We start from the raw sequence: 18,395 nt of genomic DNA, 5'->3' as shown, positions 1-18,395 counted from the left end.
TCGGCCTTGACCTGGCGCCCCTCGTCACCCTGGCAGGGGGTGTCCGCGCGGTTCCAGGGCACCACCGCCGCCACCCAGGGCTGGGCGGCGGAGTCGAAGGCCTTGAGTCTGCGCCGACGTTCCTCGTCGAGGACCGACCAGCAGTCGACGAGCAGCAGCGCGGGATGACCGGACGGGCTGGACTCGCTGCCGGGTTCGGCGTCGGCGCCGCCCGTGGTGAGGTCGGCGGTGACGGGATCCGAGTCGTCGAAGTCGGACACGGTGATCTGGTAGTCCAGGTGTTCCGGAACGGTGTGCCGGGTGGGCGCGGCCACGCTGACATGGATCCGGCGGGGCCCGTCACCCGCGGGCCGGAAAGCGCTCGGCAGCGACTCGAACGGGCGGGGGTCGCCGGAAGGCAGTGGTGTCTCCTCGGCGATCTGCACGATGCGCTGGGCCAGCATCAGCACGGTCTCGTCGTACTCGTTCCGCAATCGCTTGAGCTTGATCAGTCCGAAGATTCCGTGGGACAGGTAACGCTCGCCGAAAGCCGTCTGCTCCACCTGGATGTTACGCACCGACTCCGGGAGCCGATTGAGGTCGACGCGGGTCCACAGCACCGGCACGATGGCCGGAATGTCGCCGACGCCCGTGTCCCGTGCCTGGCGCATGCGGTCGGTGAAGGCGAACCATTCCCGACCGCAGTACGGACTGCTGAAGTAGCGAGGGGAGTACAGCGGCACGAAGACCCGGCAGTGCGCGAGATTCAGGCTGAGCTGCTCCGGCCAGCCCTCTCCCGACCGCATCTCCCGGTCGATGAAACCCACGGGCGTGCCGTCGATGGCGGTGAGTTCAAGGATGTCCTTGCACAGATCCTTGAAGAGCGTGTGCACCCAGTGGTTCGGGTCGCCGCTACCGGGCCCCGAGGACGGCGTATGGGCGTAACTCAGAAAGAAATAGGGTCTCATGTCCGGAACGACCCGTCCCCGTGCGTACGTGTTCACATGCCCCCCGCCTCTGGACGCCCTCGTTCCCCCGCCGAAGAGTCATCTGGCCGGAGCCAACAATGTGCCTGACCCGTCCGGTTGTCGGATGGCGTGTTTCACGCCAATCATCTGCGATATCCGGACATGAGCCTGCTCGCCGAGTCGACCGCGTCACGCACACCGATGTGCACGACCCGCCTTCCCGCCCACTCCCGTTCCTCGTACAGGTCGCGTGGGACCCGTGCCCCGATCTCGCCGAAGTCCCCGTCGTGCAGGTCGAGATCCTCGTACTCGATCCAGTTGCCCTTTTCCTCCACCACGCAGCGGTACGTCCGACGCGCTGGGGGAGGCGTCATCCGGTACTCGGCGAGATGGAAGGCGCTGCACACCTCGAACCCCACACGCAGCAGTAGCGTCTGCGCGTTGGCCTCGTACAGCCGTGCCATGGGGGAGCCCTCGCCGAGGTGGCAGTACGGATCGTGGTCGGAGAGCAAGTCCAGGGCGCGTGGCCCGAGCGCGGCGAAGGAGGTCTGCGGGTGGGCGCTGCGGACCGCGCCGGGTGTGCTCCGTACACATTCGGCGAGGGCACCCATGGCTGGGCAGGGGGTGGTGTTCTGCTCGAACGGCAGCATTGCGGCCCGGTGTTCGTCCCTTTCGTGCTCCGTCATGCCCTCGACCCTCCGGCGGTACTCGCGAGACGTGTCGGAGTTCTCCGGTGTGAACGCGGGGACGACGAGTGTGCCGTCCGGGCCCAGGACGCGCAGCAGCGCGTCTCGCACGGCGGTTGCGCCGAGTCCGGTGCCGCCCAGGGCGGAGTGCACCATGAGGATGGCACCTGGGCGGACGCCCAGCTCGGTCAGAGTGTTCTGCAGCTGGTGCAGAAGATTCCGCGATTGAGTGGCATCAGTCATGGAGTGCTCGCCATTCCTCGTTGAATTCTTGGACCAAGTACCGTCCATTCTCAGTGAGTTCGCTTGCCGAAAGCGCAGTCAGGCTTTCGAGGGCGTGTCGGGCCCGCTTCAGTTCCTCGTCGACGGAGAATCGATCCTGCCCTGAGGCCGCTCTGCCGAGACAGGCGTTCACCTCTTCGAAAAGACGCCCAGTACCCGTACCGGGCACAGACAGGTCTGACACCTGGCACAGAGCAGCGAGCCTCGACGTCCGTGCCAAATGGGGGAGTTCACTGACGAACATCTCCGGTTCGAAGTCGAGGGCCAGGCCCAGGGCGTCGGGCACCTTTGCGTCGATCCTCAGCCCGGAGCCCTCCGCGAGGGGGGTCACTGTGGTAGCGAAGAGGACGTTGGCACTCTCGCGCAGGCCGGGGCGGCGCTCGTCCAACAGATCGTGGGCGGCCTGGAGCCTCTTGCCGAAGAGCGCGAGATCACTGGGGCTCAGCGGGTCGGTGAGCGATGCGCCGAAGCAGGCCCGGTGCGGATCGGCGTCGTCGATGAGCAGCGACGGCCCGTCGGACGGGGAGACTCTCATTAGGGGCCGCCACCCCAGCGGCGGTTCAGAGCCGCCGCTCAGCACACGGCACCGGAAGTCGTGGTCTGCGACCACGAACTCGACTCGACCGTGCTGCTGCAGCGACACCGTCCCGAGCGTCGGGAGGTACACCTCGCTGGACGGCTCATCCCAACTGAGGGTCGTCTCCACGCCGGCCCGCATCGCGGCCGCGACGGCCGTGGCCATGAGCCGGGGCAACCGGTTCCGCGCGTCGGCCCTGTGCAGGGAGGGGCGTAGATAGGGGTGGGAGAGCACGGCGTTGAGCGCCACTCCGCTCGTCTCATCGGTGTCCAGCCCTATCAGCAGCTCCCAGGCGGTGTCCCAGTCGGGGTGGCCGGCGAGGTGCTCGTGCGCACCGGCGACGAGCAGTCGGCTCAGCTCGGTCTGGGCCAGACGGAGTTCCTCGATTCCGGTGACGGACGGGACCAGGGCGCGTTCGGTGATCCGCTCGGCGACACCCTCGATGAGCGCCCGGAGGTCGGTGCAGAAGACGGACGGGTTGTCGAATCCACCTACGTCGCTGTATCGGTGGGCGTAGAGCCCGCCACCGCAGGACTCCACGACCGGACAGGAGCGGCACGCCGCACTCAGCCCGTCCACGCCCTGTTGGCGGGCACGGACGCCGGGATGGTCCGCGAACTCCGCGAAGCTGTGCCGGAAGACGTCATAGCCGGTGGCCGGGGCGCCGTCGTACGCCGTCTTCAGGGAGTCGGCCTGCTCGAACGAGCCGTCGGTCTCGATGACCGCGAGGTCGGACGGAGCCAGCCCCAGGGCCTCGGTGAGGCTGGAGCCGCCTCGGAGTGTGCTGAGCACTGAGTCGAAGGTCCTGACCGGCATGGGCCGGCCTTGCTCCTCCCAGCGGTCGAAGACCTTGAGCAGCCAGTCGGCGTAGGGCGTCCCATGGCCGTGGCCGGGCGGAGGTGAGGCCCAGGTGGAGTGAGGGAGCAGGTAGTCGATCCGGGGCGGCTCCAGCGCGGTCAGCGCGTCGTGCACCGCGATCGGGTCGTTCGCCACGTCCACTGTGCACAGCAGGCCCTGGTACAGATGCCGATACTCCGGGAGACCCAGCAGGTCGAGGGCCCGCAGGACCCGGTCATAGCTGCTGCGGCCCCGGCGGTCGAGTCTGTGGCGGTCGTTGGAGGCCCGGTCGCCGTCCAGGGAGACCCCGACCTTCACGCTGAACTCCCGGAAGACCTCCATGTGCCGTCGGCCCAGTTGTATGCCGTTCGTGTGGATCCGCAGGTCCAGTGCGGTGACGGGCGCCAGCGCACCGGTGAGTTCCGCGCAGATGTCGCGCAGTCGGTCCGGGCCGGCGAGCAGGGGTTCGCCTCCGTGCAGGATGACCGTGAACGACTTCGGGGAGGTGGTGGTCACGTATTCGGTCAAGCGGCGGGCGACCTGGCCGACGACGTCCTCGGCGATCACGATCGGCCGCGCACGCCAGCTCTGGTCGGCGTGCTCGTACACATAGCAGTGGTCGCAAGCCAGATCGCATCGGCTGTGCACCTTGAGGACCAACTGCTGGACCGGTATACGGTCGTGGTCGTCCCTCACTTCTTGCAATGTGCGTCGCTCTCCTCGAAGTCGCATGACGAGACCCCAACCCCTGCTGCTCAGATCGGGATTGGGGTCTGTTGGCGTGCCGGGTCAGATGACCGAGTTGAACCTGGCTGTAGCCTTGCGTGTGTCGATCAGTCGATCGGTGGAGCGCCGGGCTCGGGGCTCCCGAGGGTTGATCGTCCCGAGGGAGGTCACGCGGTTGGTGGCCGGCTCGACTGCGTCAGGTCGACGGTTTGGCTTCGTGCACGAAGGGATCATGTCTTTCCCGTCTCGATCAACGAACCAGTGTGTGTGTCATCGGCCTTTGGCCGACGAGATCCCGCGGGAGGGGCATCGTCATTGCGGGTGGGATGATATCGCCTGGGACGTTTTTAGCATGTACGCCCCATTCCATGCGCGCCTGCGTAGTGCAGGAGTTCGGGAGGTAAGACGGGGCGCTCTGGTGGAGTTCTCGAATTGACGAGAGCATGATCTGCCCGTTGTCTCCAGACATCTGTGCGAGGTCCTCCTATGGCTGCCACGCCCGGCCCGAGCACCACGGTGAGTGATCGTGATTTACCCCCGTTGTTCCATGTGTGTGATCAGCTCGCGCTGGTCCATCAGGGGGAGTCGTTCAAGATCGTGCGGACGCAGTTGTTCGCGTTGCTGCTCGCCACGGGGACCGCCTCGCTCGCGGAGCGGGTGGGCAGTCGGATACCGTCCGCCGTCGCGGCCGTGCTGTACGCCGCGACCATCGCCATCGGGATCCATGCCTCCCGGCGCCGGGCCCGGGTGCACTGGCAGGCGCATCGTGCCGCCGCCGAGGTCATCAAGTCGCTGGCCTGGCAGTACATGGTGCACGGCGGTCCCTTCCACTCACGGCACGTCAACCCGGAGGCCCTCTTCGCCGAACGGCTGGAGGAGCGGCTGAGCGAGCTGCGGAAGGTGGGCTGGGACGACCCGCGGGAGAGCTCCGCCGAGCTCGGGCTCGGGCAGATCACCCCCCGGATGCGGGCCGTGCGCGCCAAGCGGTTCCCCGCGCGGCGGGACATCTACCTCCGGGACCGGGTGCTGGAGCAGCTGGCCTGGTATGGAGGCAAGGCCGGGCAGGCCCACCAGGCCTCCGTGCGCTGGTCCGGCGTCACGACCACACTGACCGGTCTGGCCCTGATCACCGCCGTGCTGCGCGCCCTCGGGGCGATCGGCAGCCGCTGGGACCCGACCGGCGTGCTCAGCGCCGCCGCCGCGGCCGGTGTGGCCTGGCAGGAGGTCCGCCGGCACCGCCCCCTCACCTACGCCCACAAGCTCGTCGAACAGGACCTCGACACCCATCGCGTCGCCATGGGCACCACGGTCACCGAGGACGGCTGGGCCGACGCGGTCGCCGAGGCCGAGCGCCTGGTCTCCCCCCAGCACACGGACTGGCTCGTGCGGTTCGGGTCCTGAGAGGGCGTCGCCGTCGACGCGTCAGGCCCGGCGTGCTCCGGGGCTCCACAGCACCGTCACCGGGACGCCCGTCCGCCGCGCGTACGCGACGATGTCGGCCGTGCCGCCCAGGCCGCGGGCCGGGGCGCCGTCCCAGACGGCGACCATGCGGTCCGCGTGGTCGACGATGTAGCGTCCCGCCGCGTAGTACGCCTCGTCGTGCGTGCGTTCGTACGGCAGCTCCACGCGTTCCGCGCAGCATTTGAGGAGCCGGCGGTACTCCGCCCGCACCTCGTCGCCGCCCAGGTGGGTCTCGTAGTCCATGCCGGGGATCACGGCCGTCACCGGGACACCGCAGTCCAGGGCGATCTCCGCGAACAACTGGTCGGCTCCGGCGGCGAGGCTGCTGAGGGCCCGGGCCGTCGGACGGTTGCGCAGTTCCGACCGGATGCCGGACCTTACGGCGGACAGGGCGGCCTCCGGGATCTGCCGGTGTCCGGTGATGCCGATCCGGGTCACGGGCCCTGGCATCCGTGCGCTCACCTCCGTGGCCGCGGTCGTCCAACCCACCCTAGCGGCACGGGACTTCAGCGAGAATGACGCGTACGGGTGTTCGGGTGGGCGTCGTGGACTCACGGGGGCGACGAGCGGGTGACCGGCCCGCTGCCGACCGCCTCCGCACGCCTCGAATGCCGCCGCTGGCGGCCTCCGCATGCCTCGAATGCCGTCGCTGGCGGCCTCCGCGTGCCTCGAATGCCGCTGGCTTCCGCGTGCCTCCAATGCCGCTGCCGCCGCTGGCTGCTCGCCGTGCGCTGCTTGTTGTCCGCCGGGCGTGCGCCCGGCGGATGTCCGTCGCCCACCGCTCGCCGTCCGCCACCGCACGCCGTCCGTCGTCGTCCGTCCGCCGCTCGGCGGAAGCGCCGTGGCGGGGCCTGCGCCGCCGTGGTGGGTCAGTCGGCTACCGGGTCCAGGGAGATGGGTGCGAGGCGGCCCTCCAGCATCGCGCCGACTCCGAGGGCCGCGCAGACGTCCGGTCTCTCGGCGATCGCCACCGGCATGCCCGTCGCGTGTCGGAGCATCTGGTCGAAGCCGGGGAGCAGGGCGCTGCCGCCGACCATCATGATGCCGCGGTCGGCGAGATCGGCCACCAGGTCGGGCGGGCAGTCGCGCAGGACCTTGCCGATGCCGTCGACGACCGCCGTCAGCGGGGTCTGGATGGCGTCGCGCACGGCCGCCGTGTCGACCTGGACGGAACGGGCGAGCCCTGTCGCCACGTCCAGGCCGTGGATCTCCGTGGACGCGGGGCCGTGCGGGGTGAGGCCGTTGCCGGACAGGGCCAGTTGGAGCGGCCGTACCGACTGGCTGGGCAGGGTCAGTTCGTGCCGCAGGCGCAGGTGCTGCACGATCGCGTGGTCGATGGCCTCGCCGCCCACCGGGATGCGCACGGCGTTGACCACCGAGCCCAGGGAGAGCACGGCGAGCTGCGTGGCCGCCGCGCCGCACACCATGATCATGGTCGCCTCGGGCTGCTCCACGGGCAGACCGCAGCCGACCGCGGCCGCGATCAGCGTGTCCACCAGCTCCACCCGGCGCGCCCCCAGCCCCACCAGCGTCTCGATCGTGGCGCGCTGGGCGAGGGGGTCCGCGTCGTGCGGGGTGCAGGCCGCCGCCCGGAGGACCGGCTTGCGGCGCAGGGTGCGGCGGACCTTGTCGCCGAGCAGCTGGCGCAGCATCCGCTGGGCCATGTCGATGTCCACCACCGTGCCCCCGGAGACGGGCCGCGCGACGCGGATGTAGTGGGGCGTACGGCCCGTCATCCTCTCCGCGAACTCTCCGACGGCGATCAGGGCCCCCGTCCTCGTGTTCACGGCGGCCACGCTCGGCTGGTCCACCACCAGACCAGCGCCCTTCACATAGACACGGGTCCGCGCCGCACCCAGGTCGACGGCGAAATGGCAGCGGCGCAGCTGCTCCAGACTGGCGGTCATGGTCGTCATGGCGGCGGATCCTCCCGAGAGCACGGGCCGTGCGGACCGCCGGGCGGCGGTTCCCTGGTTCCCTTGCATCGTGCGCGGGCGGGGGGCCGGGTGCCCGCTGGGGTGGGCCGGGTGGGGTGCGGCTGGACGGGTGGTTTCTGTGACACCCGGTCACCTGGGTCGCCAGCCGGTCACCTCGGTCGCCCGCCGCGCGTCACACCGGCAGCCCTCCGGTCGCCCGCCGGCCGCGCGTCACCCTCCGGTCTCCCGGCCGGCCGGCCGCCCGTCACCCTCCGGTCACCGGGCTCGTGATACCCCGGACCACCCCCAGGTCCACCAAGTCCTGTGGGCGGATGCGGAGTTCGTCGGCCGTGGCCCTGACCTGGCTCTCCGGGCGTTTGAGGATCGCGGCGGCCAGTTCCGGGGCGATCACCGAGAAGTAGCTGTCGGGGGTGGCCCAGGTGTTGCCGGGGGCGGCGAGGGCGAGGGCGCCGCCCGAGCCGCCCTCGCCGATGACGAGGGTGGTGACGGGGGTGCGGGCGGTGGCGACGGCCGTGAACAGGTCGGCGATGGCGGCGCCCGCGCCCTGGCGTTCCGCCTCGGCGTCGTTCGCCGCGCCGGGGGTGTCCACCAGCGTGAGCACGGGGATGCCGAGCCGGTCCGCGAGGCGGATCAGACGGGCGGCGGTGCGGTAGCCGGCCGGGCGGGTGGCCGTGCCGCACTGGGCCGCGTAGGCGATCGTCCGGCCCTCGTGCTCGCCGAAGCCGCACAGCATGCCGGGGTCGGTGCCGCCCGCCCGGTCGCCGCTGATGGCCGTGCGGTGCGTGAAGTAGGCGTCCAGGTAGGCGTAGGCGCGCGGGCGGCGGGCGGAGCGGGCCCGCTCCACGGCCTCCCAGCCGTTGGCGGGGAGGGGACGCGGGCCACTCGGGGGCGGGGCGCCCGTGGCCGAAGTCGGCAGGTGGGGCGGGGGCGGCGTCGGCAGGTGGGGCGGGGGCGGGGCCGGGGCCGTCGAGGGGGCCGTCAGGAGGCGGAGCCAGCGGGCCAGGGTCTCGCGGAGGTGCTCGGCGGCCACGATCGCGTCCACGGCGCCCGCATCCCGCTGTGCCTCGGCCGTGTACGCGGCGGGGTCGGCGTCGGGCGGGCGGACCCGGGAGCCGGCGAAGCCGACCTGGGCGGCGGGGAGCGCGAGGACGACATCGGCGCCGGCGCCCAGGGTGGCCCAGCCGCCGCCCGTCGTGGGGTCGCGGAGTACGGCGATCTGGGGGAGGCCCGCCGCACGGGTGAGGGCCGACTGGCGGGCCACTCGCTGGAGTTGGGTGAGTGCGCGCATGCCCTCCTGCATCCGGCTGCCGCCGGTCGCCACCAGCGACACGACCGGCAGACGGTGCTCCCGCGCGTACCGGTACGCCGACTCCAGCCGGTCGCCGGTACGTTCGCCGAGGGAGCCGCCGAGGAAGCCGAACTCGAAGGCGATGAGGACGGCACGGACCGCTCCCGCCGGGCCGTCGGCGGGGACGGGGGCGGGGAAGGGGGCGGAGGCCGGTGAGGGGGGTGACGGAGGTGAGGGAGGTGGCGGGGGTGGCGGGGGCGTCGGCGTGCCGTTCGTTGTCACGCCGATCGTCGCCACTCCGCACACCACCGACTCCTCCTCGCCCGTGTGTTCGGCGGCACGGGCGCGGGCCATGTCGTAGCCCTGCCAGGCAAGGGGGCCGTCGGGGACGTACTCCTTCGGCGGGACGGGGAGGCGGGTGAAGTCGTCGGTGAGGAACGCGATGGCCTCGCGGGCTGAGAAGCGGTGGTCAGTCATCCGTCTTCAGCGCCCGCTTCATGATCTTGCCCATGTCGTTGCGGGGGAGGGAACCGAGGTAGTGGACGGTCCGCGGCCGCTTGTGGGGAGCCAGCCTCGCGGCCACATGGGCGGCCAGTTCGTCGGGGTCGGGGCGGGCGCCGGGGTCCGCGGGGACGATCCAGGCGACCACGCGTTCGCCGAGGTCGGGGTCGGGCGCGCCGGTGACCGCGGCCTCCTTCACCGCCGGGTGTTCGAGGAGCGCGTTCTCGATCTCGCCCGCGCCGATCTTGTAGCCGCCGCTCTTGATGAGGTCGGTGGCCTTGCGGCCGACGATGCGGATGTAGCCGTCGGGGTCGCGGACCGCCATGTCGCCGGTGCGGAACCAACCGTCCGCGGTGAACGCGGCGGCGGTCGCGTCGGGGCGGTTGAGGTACTCGGTGAACAGGTTCGGGCCCCGCACCTGGATCTCGCCGACCGACTCCCCGTCGTACGCGGTGAGCGGCGTGCCGTCGTCCTCCACCAGCCGCAACTCCACGCCCGGCAGCGGGACTCCGACCGTGCCGGCGCGGGGTTCGCCGTCGGCGCGGACGCTGGTGTTCATGAGGGTCTCCGTCATGCCGTACCGCTCGATCACCCGGCGTCCGGTGGCCGCCGCGATCCGTTCGTGGTCGTGCACGGGCAGCGCGGCCGAACCGGAGACGAGCAGGCGCGCACGCGCCAGGGCCTTCGCCAGGTCCGGGTCGGTGGGCAGGGCCTCGGCGATGCGGTGGTACATCGTCGGCACGCCGAACAGCATGGTCGCGCCCGCGTTCAGCTCCCGGGCCACGCCCTCGGTGCCGAACCGGCCCAGGTGACGCACCGAGCCGCCGCGGCGCAGCGGGCCCAGGATGCCGAGGATCAGGCCGTGCACATGGAACAGGGGCAGGGCGTGGACGAGGACGTCGTCGCCGGTCCACTGCCAGGCGTCCGCCAGGGCGTCCAGGGTGGTCGCGACGGCGCGGCGGGGGATCACGGCGCCCTTGGGCGGACCGGTGGTGCCGGAGGTGTACACGACGAGGGCGGGGGCGGTGTCCGGGACGTCCTCGACGGCGTACGGGGCTTCGCGGCCCGGGGTGGCGTCGACGTCCTCGACGTCCTCGATGTCCACGCGGGGCAGGTCATTCAGTGCGGCCGGGAGTTCGGTGCCCGGTGCCGTCAGGATCAGGGTGGGGGCGCTGTCCTTCACGATGTGGCCGAGCTCGCTGTCGCCCGACTTCGGGTTGAGCGGTACGGCGGGGACCCCGGCGAGCAGCGCGGCGACGACACCGACCGCCGTCTCCAGCGTCGGCGTCGCCCACACGGCCACGCGGCCCGCGTCGCGCAGGCGGCGTGCGAGGGCGCCCGCCGCGGCGGCCAGGTCGGCGTAGGTGAGGGAGCGGTCGCCGAAGCGGAGGGCGGGACGGTCGGGCGGGACGGGCAGGGCCAGGTCCGGGAAGAGGGGGGACACGCGTCGTACTCCTTGGTCGCTGTGGGAGGCGAGGGGTGAAAGCCGGGGGCTGAGGTCTGAGGGTATGGGCGGTCCGTGGGGGCCTACCCGAATCCCGGCACGACCAGTACCAGCCGCACCACCACCGCCACCACCGCCACCACCGCCACCACCGCCACCACCGCCACCACCGCCACGACGATCGCGCCGATGGAGCAGAGCGGGACGGCGGTGAGCAGGGGCACGCCGATGCCGCTCACTCCCTCGCCGGCCCAGGTGGTGGTGCCCATCTCCCGGCAGTCGGCCTCCGCGATGCGCCGCCATGTGCGTACGGCCGCGAAGGCCCGCCTCCTCGACCGGGACCCGGAGACACGGCCCAGGGGGCGCTACCCCTCCACCACGTCGGCCACCACGCAGCTGACGTTGTCCGGTCCGCCCGCGCCGTTCGCCTCGGCGACGAGGGTGTCCACGGCTGCCGCGGGGGTCCCGGACGAGGTCAGGATCCGTCGGATGTCCGAGTCGGGGACGACCGTGGAGAGGCCGTCGGAGCAGAGGAGGTAGCGGTCGCCGGGGTGTGCGTCCCGCAGCCGCACATCCGGGGCGGAGGTGTCCTCGCGGCCCGTCAACGCCCGCAACAGCAGGGCCGGTTGGGGATGGGTCGCCGCCTCCTCGGGGGTCAGCCGGCCCTCGTCGACCAGGGACTGGACGACGGTGTGGTCATGGGTGATCCGGAACAGTTCGCCGCCGCGCAGGAGATACGCGCGGGAGTCGCCGATGTGGACGAGGGCGAGCCGGGAGCCGGTCCACAGCAGCGCGGTCAGGGTGGTGCCGTCGTCCTCGGTCGCCGCGCTCTCCCGTACGGCGTCCGTGGCGTTCCGTACGGCGTCCTCCAGCACGTTCAGCACGTCGCCCGCCGGAAGAGGCTCGCGCTCCAGGGTCTTCAGTGCCTCCACGGCCGCCGTGCTCACGGGGGCCCCGCCGGGGCCGAAGCCGTCGGCCACGGCGAGGAGGCGGGCGCCGGCGTACGCGGTGTCCTGGTTGGCGGCGCGCACGCGTCCGGTGTCGGAGAGAGCGGCGTAACGGAGTTCCAGCATGGTGGAGTTCCTTCCCGGTGTGTCGGTGAGGTGGTCCATGAGGAACGCCGCCAGCTCGCGCCGGGCTGCCGTGTCGGCCTCGACGCCGGCCCAGTACGCCCGGATCTCCCGGGCCGCGGGGGCGGGCGGCAGCGCGCACACCGTACGGATGCGGGCGAGCGGCATGCCCAGGCGGCGCAGCCACGCCACCAGCCGGGCCTGTTCCAACTGCCCGGTGGTGTAGTAGCGGTAGCCGGTGTCCGGGTCGACCCGGGCGGGGCGCAGGAGGTCCAACTCGTCGTAGAGCCGCAGTGCCTTGGGCGACAGCCGGCACGCCTTCGCGAACGCGCCGATCGTCAGCATGGCTCCTGGTTCGGCCACAACTCCCCCTTTGTGCAGGCCGGTTCACCTTGCCCCGACTGTTCCTCGTTCCGCTCTCGATGCTGGGGCTTCACCAAAGGTGAAGGTCAAGCGCGTGTTCGGAACTATGCCGATCATCCGTTATCGTTTCGTGATCGAATGGGTCTCATCCGATCACAACCTGATCACACTCTGAAGGAACATGACCGAGCGCAGAGCAACGCCTTCCCCTGACCGTCGCCGCCGGAGCGGCTCCGCGGAGCCCGCCGGGCGTCGGGCCAAGGGCGGCGGGCGCCGCCGCAAGGCCCCCGCACGTTCTGGCCAGGGCCGCGAGCCCGGTGACGCCGGGGCCGGCGTGGAGACGGGGCGGGAGAACGACGCCCGCGCGAGCAGCGGCGATAAGGGCGACGGGCGTGCGGGTCGGGGCCGTCGGGCCCGCCATGGTCGCCGCGGGAAGGGGCGGTCCGGTGCGGGGCGTCCGGGGCGCGGGCGGCTGTGGGGCGGGCTGGGGGCGATCACCGTCCTCGGCGCCGCCGGGTTCGCGGCCGTGGGCTGGGCGCCCGCCGACCGGGACGAGTCCGCCGGGGCCCGGTCCGCCGTCTCCGCCGAGCCCGAACCGGAGCGGTCCCGACGCACGGCGGGTGCGGGTGCGGGTGAGGGTGCTGGTACCGGGGCCGATGGCGAACGCGGGTCCGTCGTCTCGCCCAGCACGTCACCGAGCCGCTCGACCGGGGGTTCGACTGGCGGTTCGGCCGACGACTCGACCGACGAGTCGGCCGGCGGTGGCTCCGGTGGCTCCGGGGCCTCGACCGGCGGTTCCTCCGGCGGCTCCGCCGGGCGCTCCGCCTCGCCGTCGCCGTCCGGGCGCGCCATCCCCGAGTCCGGGCCCGGCACCTTCACCAGGGCTCCCGGCAGTGGCCCCAAGGTGGGCGACGGCAAGGTCCTGCGCTACCGCGTCGAGGTCGAGAAGGGGCTGTCCCTCTCCGCCGCCGACGTCGCCGAGGAGGTGGAGCGCATCCTGGGCGACCCGCGCGGATGGACTGCGGACGGCGACTCCGCGTTCCAGCGGGTCTCCGGCGGCGCCACCGACTTCGTCGTGAAGGTCGCCACGCCGGGCACCGTCGACGACATCTGCGGCGCGTACGGCCTCGACACCCGCGGCGAGGTCAACTGCAACGTCGACGACAACGTCATGGTCAACCTCAAGCGGTGGGAGCTGGCCACCCCCGTCTACGCCGACGACGTCACGGCCTACCGCGCCCTCATCATCAACCACGAGGTCGGCCACTTCCTCGGCGAGGGCCACGTCGGCTGCCCCGGCCGCGGCAAGCCCGCCCCCGCGATGATGCAGCAGATCAAGGGCATGAAGGGCTGCGTCCCCAACGTCTGGCCCTACGACACCAAGGGGAGGCTCATCACCGGGCCCGCCGTGCCGTGACGGGTGGGGCCCGGTGGCCCGGCGGGGGGCCGACCGGCACCCCGGTCCGGCACCCCGGTCCGGCACCCTTGGTTGTTAGCCTGCGCCGGAGAGCCAGATGCCCGAGCATCCGTCCACGCCCGGACGGATGTACGAGCCCCCGTACGAGAACGGAGTCCCCGTGGCCCGCACCGCCGCCCCCCGGATCGCCCTCGCCACCTACGACCCCGGCGCGGAGGCCAGTGCCGACCGGGATCTGCCGGTGCTGGTGGGCGCGCTGCGGGCGGCCGGTGCCGATGCGGAGGCCGTGCACTGGGACGACCCGGACGTGGACTGGTCGGCCCACGACCTCGTCGTCATCCGGTCCACCTGGGACTACAGCTGGCGGGCGGCCGAGTTCACGGCATGGGTGGAGAAGTGCGGCCGGGCCACCCGGCTCGCCAACCCCGCCGACGTCGTCCGCTGGAACACCGACAAGCGGTACCTCGGCGACCTCGCGCGGGCCGGGGTGCCCGTCGTCCCGACCTCCTATCTCGCGCCGGGCGACCCCGTGGAGCTGCCCGACGCGCACGAGTACGTCGTGAAGCCGACCTCCGGGGCCGGGGCCCGGTTCGCCGCACGGTACGGGGCCGGGGCGGAGCAGCGGGAGATCGCCGTACGGCATGTCGAGCGGATGCACGCCGAGGGGCTCACCGCGATGGTGCAGCCGTTCGTGGCCAGCATCGACACCGAGGGGGAGCGGGCACTGCAGTTCTTCGGCGGCCGGCTGCTGCACGCCGGCCGCAAGGGCGCGGTGCTGTCGCCGGGCACGGCCTACGACGCGGACAAGGTGGCCCACCCCGACCTGGAGCGCTGGACGCCCACCGAGGACGAACTCGATGTGGCGCGGCGGGCGTTGGCGGCGGTGCCGGGTCAACCGGAGCTGCTGTACGCGCGGGTGGACCTCGTCACCGGGCAGGACGGGCGGCCCTGCGTCATGGAGCTGGAACTCGTCGAGCCGAACCTGTTCCTGTGGCTGCACCCGGAGTCGGTGGGACGGGTCGTCGAGGCGGTGCTCGCGGCCGCCACACGCTGACGCCGAGGCCCGGAGCCCCCTGCCCGGCGCCCACCTCGGACGGTTCCGGTCGCTCACCCGAACCGGCGGCAAATCCGGTTCCCCGGCGGCCCGCCCGTGCCCGGTGGCTGGTCTTCACGGTTACAACAGCCTGTACGGGAACCACAAGTGAGGGCGTGACCGGGGTCGTGAGCGGATCGGAGTCGCGGCGCACCTCCGGCTTCCCGGCGGAGCTGACGAGCTTCGTGGGGCGGCGGGACGAGGCGGCGGAAGTCAGACGATTGCTGTCGGTGGGGAGACTGCTGACGCTGACGGGACCCGGCGGGGTGGGCAAGACCCGGCTCGCCGGACATGTCGCGGAACAGGTCACGCGGGCCTTCCCGGACGGTGTGTGGCTCGTGCCGCTGGCCGCGCTGCGGGACGAGGCGTTCGTCCCGCACGCCGTGAACGACGCGCTCGGGGTGCGCAACGAGACCGTACGGCCGCCGCTGGACGTCCTCGTCGAGTATCTGCGCGACCGGCGGTCACTGATCGTGCTCGACAACTGCGAGCACCTGCCGCGCAGTTGCGCCACGCTCGCCGGGACCGTGCTGGCGGCCACCGAGGGCGTACGGATCCTCGCCACCAGCAGGCACCGGCTCGGGGTCGCCGGGGAGCGGCTGTTCGAGGTGCCGCCGCTGCCCGCGCCCCCTGCGGAGGACATCGGCCCGGAGGCGGTGGAGACGTTCCCGGCGCTGCGGCTGTTCGCGGACCGGGCGGCGGCCGTGGTCCCCGGCTTCACGGTCGGCGCGGCAAACCAGCGGGCCGTGGCCCGGCTGTGCCGGCGCCTCGACGGGCTGCCGCTCGCCATCGAACTCGCGGCCGTCCGGGTCCGCGCCCTCGGCGTGGACCAGCTCGTCGAACGCCTCGACGACCGCTACCAGCTGCTCACCTGCGGCAGCCCCACCTCCGCGCCCCGCCACCGCACGCTGCGCTCCGCCGTCGACTGGAGCCACGAGCTGTGCACCCCCGAGGAACAGGCGGTCTGGGCCAGGCTGTCGGTGTTCGTCGGCGGCTTCGACCTGGCCGCAGCCGAGGCCGTCTGCGGCGGCGACGCGCCGGACGGGGACGGGGGAGGCGGCGCGGGCGGTGGGGCCGGAACCGATGAGGGCGGGACCGGTGACGCAGGGGCCGGGGAGGGTGGTACCGCCGGAGTCGCCGGAGCCGCCGAAGCCGCCGGAACCGGCCTCACCGCCGGGACTGACGTGCTCGACGCCGTCGCCGGGCTCGTCGACAAGTCCGTGCTCGTCCGGGAGGAGCACGACGGCCGGGTCCGCTACCGGCTGCTGGTCTCCCTGCGCGAGTACGGCCTGGAGAAGCTGAACGACCTCGGGGAGACGGTCGCCACCCGGCGGCGGCACCGCGACCACTTCGCCCGGCTGGGCGCCGCGTACGAGCGGGCCTGGTTCGGCCCCGACCAGGTCGGCATCACCGAACGGCTGCGCGTCGACCAGGACGACTTCCGGGCCGCGCTGGACTTCTGCCTCACCACCCCCGGCGAGGCGCAGCACGGGCTGAGGCTCGCCTCCACCCTGTGGTTCCACTGGGTCGCGTACGGCATCTGGGGCGAGGGCCGGCACTGGATGGACGGCGCGCTGCTGGCCGGGGCCCGACCCGACGGGTCCCTCACCCGCGCCCTGTGGGCGGGCGCCCTCACCTCACTGGTGCACAGCCGCTCGGCCGCCGTGCTCGCCGGTCTCGACCCCGCCCGGCCCGCGCCCGCCGACGACTCGGAACTCCCGGTGCCCGCGCCGCCGCCCGTCACTCTCGGCCCCGGCCTGGCCCGGACGTCGCACGCCTCCTTCGTCGTCCTCACCCGGATCGAGCTGGCCTGCACGCTCGTCAGCCGGGGCCGCGCCGCCGAGGCGATCCCGCTGTGCGCCGAGGCCGTCGCCCTGTGCGAGACCCACGGGGAACAGTGGGCCCGATCCTGGGCGTTGCGCACCCTCGCCCTCGCCCACTGGTCGGCCGGGGAGTACGCGCGGGCCGCCGGGCACGCCCGCGCCTGCCTGCGGCTGTCGTACACCGAGCGCCAGCACCAGAGCCTCGCCCGCACCCTCGACCTGCTTGCCGCCGCCGAGGCCCTGGCGGGACGGGCCGAGCGGGCCGCCGTCCTGCACGGCGCCGTCGACCGCATCTGGCACGCCATCGGCGGCGACCCCACGGCCGCCCAGCGACCCGGCCGGCTGGGCGTCGCCGAACACCGGGCCCGTGAGCTCCTCGGCGACCACGCCTACGAACGGTCCCGTCGGCGCGGCGCCGCCCTGTCACCCGAGGAGGCGGTGGCGTACGCCCTCGGCGAAGGGACGGAGACGACGGCGGCGGCGACCGTGGGCGAGGACCCCGTCCCGGACCCACGGAGGGGCCCCGCCGGCTCCGGCGTCCGCGGCGGCACCCCTGCCGTACACGGAGGCCCCCCCGCCCCGGCCGGGCGCACGGGGCCCGCCCCCGCAGCGGCCGCAGGGCCCGCGCCCGGCTTACGCGACGTCCGGACGCCGGACGGGAGCCTTGCCCCCGACACCGCCGTGACCACCGGGCCCCCCGCCGAGCCCGTGCCGCTCACCCGGCGGGAACTCCAGGTCGCCGCCCTCGTCGCCCAGGGCCGCACCAACAAGCAGATCGCCGATCACCTCGTCATCGCCCGCCGCACCGCCGAGGGCCATGTCGAGCGGATCCTGGTCAAGCTGGGGTTCCGCAACCGCAGCCAGGTGGCGGCCTGGTTCAGCGCGCGCTCGTGGTCCTAGGGCCGCCCCGGCGGCTCACCCGGCGGCCGCCGCCTCGTCCTCCACCCTGACCACCAGCTGCGGCACCTCCGCCGCGCCCAGTTGCTCCAGCACCAGCGCGAGCAGCTCCCCGCAGCGCACGGTCACCGCGCTGCCGGGCGGCAGGGACGCGGCGAGACTGATCAGCTGCCACGCGCAGTGCGCCTCCATGAAGCACAGGTCCCGCAGATCGAGGACGAAGTGGCCGGGCCCCGAGTCGTTCCGGTGGTCCAGCGCCTCGCGCAGGGCCTCCACGAACTCCGGGCCAGTGCCCGGTTCGGCGCCACCGGCGATCCGGCCGCCCTCCGGGATCCCGGTGGCCGCCGGAGGGTCGAGCAGCTCCACGGCCCGCACCGGGTGCACCTCCGCGACCCGGGCCGTCAGCTCGTCACCGAACCGCCGGCGGTCGTACCAGCAGATCGCGGTGAACAACGGGTCCGCGAACAGCGGCGCCACCGACGCCTCGTAGTCCAGCAGCCGCTCCGGGTCGAGACGGACGCGGGGCGCCCAGCTCATGTCGGCGGTGACCCGCAGCCCCGACCAGCCCTCCGCGTAGGAACGGTCGACCTCGGCGCGGTACGCGTCGGTCGTGCGCTCCTTCTCGAAGCGGCCGTCGGGGACGTACATCTCGGTGTTCCGCCGCAGCACCAGCTGACCGCTGTCCCGCGCCGCCACCGCCTGCCCGCCGCCCCCGTCCAGCAGCGTGACCACCTCGTCGTCCGTCAGGTCGTCCGGGTCCATCACCAGCAGCACCTTCTCCCGGCGCGCCAGACTGGTCCGGGTGTACGCCGTGAACACCTTCCACGGAGACTCCCCGGCCACGTCCGCCGTCCCCATGCACGCGTGGTCCCCCAGCCGCAGCGCGTCGACGGACACGATGCGAGGCTCCGCGGAACGTTCGGACGACATGGGGGCGCCTCCCTGGCGGTACGGGACTCTGCGCGGAGGTTAAGCCCTCGCGGGCCGCCGTTGAGGGGATGATCACGACTGGCCGACTTGGGTCCGGCAGCGAGCGAATGAGGGGC

13 protein-coding genes and 1 pseudogene are annotated in these 18,395 nt (G+C 72.8%); 4 read left to right on the top strand and 10 right to left on the bottom strand.

Going from position 1 to position 18,395, the window contains the following annotated elements; translation table 11 throughout:
• Positions 1–467 precede the first annotated feature (467 nt).
• From ACZ4Z3_RS07840 to fxsBH, 3 genes and pseudogenes are all read right to left on the bottom strand, one after another.
• Positions 468–947: pseudogene (locus ACZ4Z3_RS07840) on the bottom strand (TIR-like protein FxsC); the annotation flags it as partial.
• 143 nt (positions 948–1,090) lie between these two features.
• Positions 1,091–1,876 carry an AAC(3) family N-acetyltransferase gene (locus ACZ4Z3_RS07835; protein WP_468500163.1) on the bottom strand — a complete coding sequence of 262 codons (786 nt, stop codon included), beginning with the start codon at positions 1,874–1,876 and terminating at the stop codon, positions 1,091–1,093.
• Entirely contained in the window at positions 1,869–4,061 is a 2,193-nt protein-coding gene (fxsBH, locus tag ACZ4Z3_RS07830) for a radical SAM/SPASM protein FxsBH, inactivated beta-hydroxylase extension form (protein WP_468500162.1), read from the bottom strand. The genes ACZ4Z3_RS07835 and fxsBH overlap by 8 nt, the downstream gene beginning before the upstream one ends.
• Before the next feature lie 480 nt (positions 4,062–4,541).
• On the opposite strand from fxsBH, the gene ACZ4Z3_RS07825 reads away from it, so the two are divergent.
• The gene (locus ACZ4Z3_RS07825) at positions 4,542–5,456 is read left to right on the top strand and encodes a DUF4231 domain-containing protein (protein ID WP_468500161.1); all 915 of its coding nucleotides are present in this window, start codon (positions 4,542–4,544) and stop codon (positions 5,454–5,456) included.
• 21 nt (positions 5,457–5,477) lie between these two features.
• Here the strand turns inward: ACZ4Z3_RS07825 and ACZ4Z3_RS07820 are convergent, their stop codons facing one another.
• The 6 genes from ACZ4Z3_RS07820 to ACZ4Z3_RS07795 form a co-directional block, all read right to left on the bottom strand.
• Positions 5,478–5,966: a hypothetical protein gene (locus ACZ4Z3_RS07820; protein WP_468500160.1), complete on the bottom strand. Its 489-nt coding sequence runs from the start codon at positions 5,964–5,966 to the stop codon at positions 5,478–5,480.
• A gap of 419 nt (positions 5,967–6,385) precedes the next feature.
• Entirely contained in the window at positions 6,386–7,423 is a 1,038-nt protein-coding gene (locus tag ACZ4Z3_RS07815; RefSeq protein ID WP_468500230.1) for a rod shape-determining protein, read from the bottom strand.
• Positions 7,424–7,697: 274 nt separating this feature from the next.
• Positions 7,698–9,218 (bottom strand): carboxyl transferase domain-containing protein, encoded by a 1,521-nt coding sequence (locus tag ACZ4Z3_RS07810; protein WP_468500159.1) that lies wholly within the window; start codon positions 9,216–9,218, stop codon positions 7,698–7,700.
• Complete coding sequence (locus ACZ4Z3_RS07805; RefSeq protein WP_468500158.1) at positions 9,211–10,686, bottom strand: acyl-CoA synthetase; 1,476 nt, start codon at positions 10,684–10,686, stop codon at positions 9,211–9,213. Before ACZ4Z3_RS07805 ends, ACZ4Z3_RS07810 begins: the two co-directional genes overlap by 8 nt.
• An 83-nt stretch (positions 10,687–10,769) precedes the next feature.
• A complete protein-coding gene (locus ACZ4Z3_RS07800; RefSeq protein ID WP_468500157.1) occupies positions 10,770–10,955 on the bottom strand; it encodes a hypothetical protein in 186 nt (61 codons plus the stop codon).
• Between the two features lie 96 nt (positions 10,956–11,051).
• Positions 11,052–12,101 (bottom strand): MerR family transcriptional regulator, encoded by a 1,050-nt coding sequence (locus ACZ4Z3_RS07795; protein WP_468500229.1) that lies wholly within the window; start codon positions 12,099–12,101, stop codon positions 11,052–11,054.
• A 511-nt stretch (positions 12,102–12,612) separates the two neighbouring features.
• Between ACZ4Z3_RS07795 and ACZ4Z3_RS07790 the strand changes: the two genes are divergently transcribed.
• From ACZ4Z3_RS07790 to ACZ4Z3_RS07780, 3 genes are all read left to right on the top strand, one after another.
• Positions 12,613–13,536 (top strand): DUF3152 domain-containing protein, encoded by a 924-nt coding sequence (locus tag ACZ4Z3_RS07790; RefSeq protein ID WP_468500228.1) that lies wholly within the window; start codon positions 12,613–12,615, stop codon positions 13,534–13,536.
• Between the two features lie 127 nt (positions 13,537–13,663).
• Positions 13,664–14,590: an ATP-grasp domain-containing protein gene (locus tag ACZ4Z3_RS07785; RefSeq protein WP_468500227.1), complete on the top strand. Its 927-nt coding sequence runs from the start codon at positions 13,664–13,666 to the stop codon at positions 14,588–14,590.
• Positions 14,591–14,745: 155 nt separating this feature from the next.
• Positions 14,746–17,352: a LuxR C-terminal-related transcriptional regulator gene (locus ACZ4Z3_RS07780; RefSeq protein ID WP_468500156.1), complete on the top strand. Its 2,607-nt coding sequence runs from the start codon at positions 14,746–14,748 to the stop codon at positions 17,350–17,352.
• Positions 17,353–17,367: 15 nt separating this feature from the next.
• On the opposite strand, the gene ACZ4Z3_RS07775 is transcribed toward ACZ4Z3_RS07780, so the two are convergent.
• Positions 17,368–18,279 (bottom strand): MEDS domain-containing protein, encoded by a 912-nt coding sequence (locus ACZ4Z3_RS07775; protein ID WP_468500155.1) that lies wholly within the window; start codon positions 18,277–18,279, stop codon positions 17,368–17,370.
• Positions 18,280–18,395 lie beyond the last annotated feature (116 nt).

The organism is Streptomyces sp. NPDC030296 (assembly GCF_055572815.1).
This window is presented reverse-complemented; position numbering and strand designations above follow the sequence as displayed.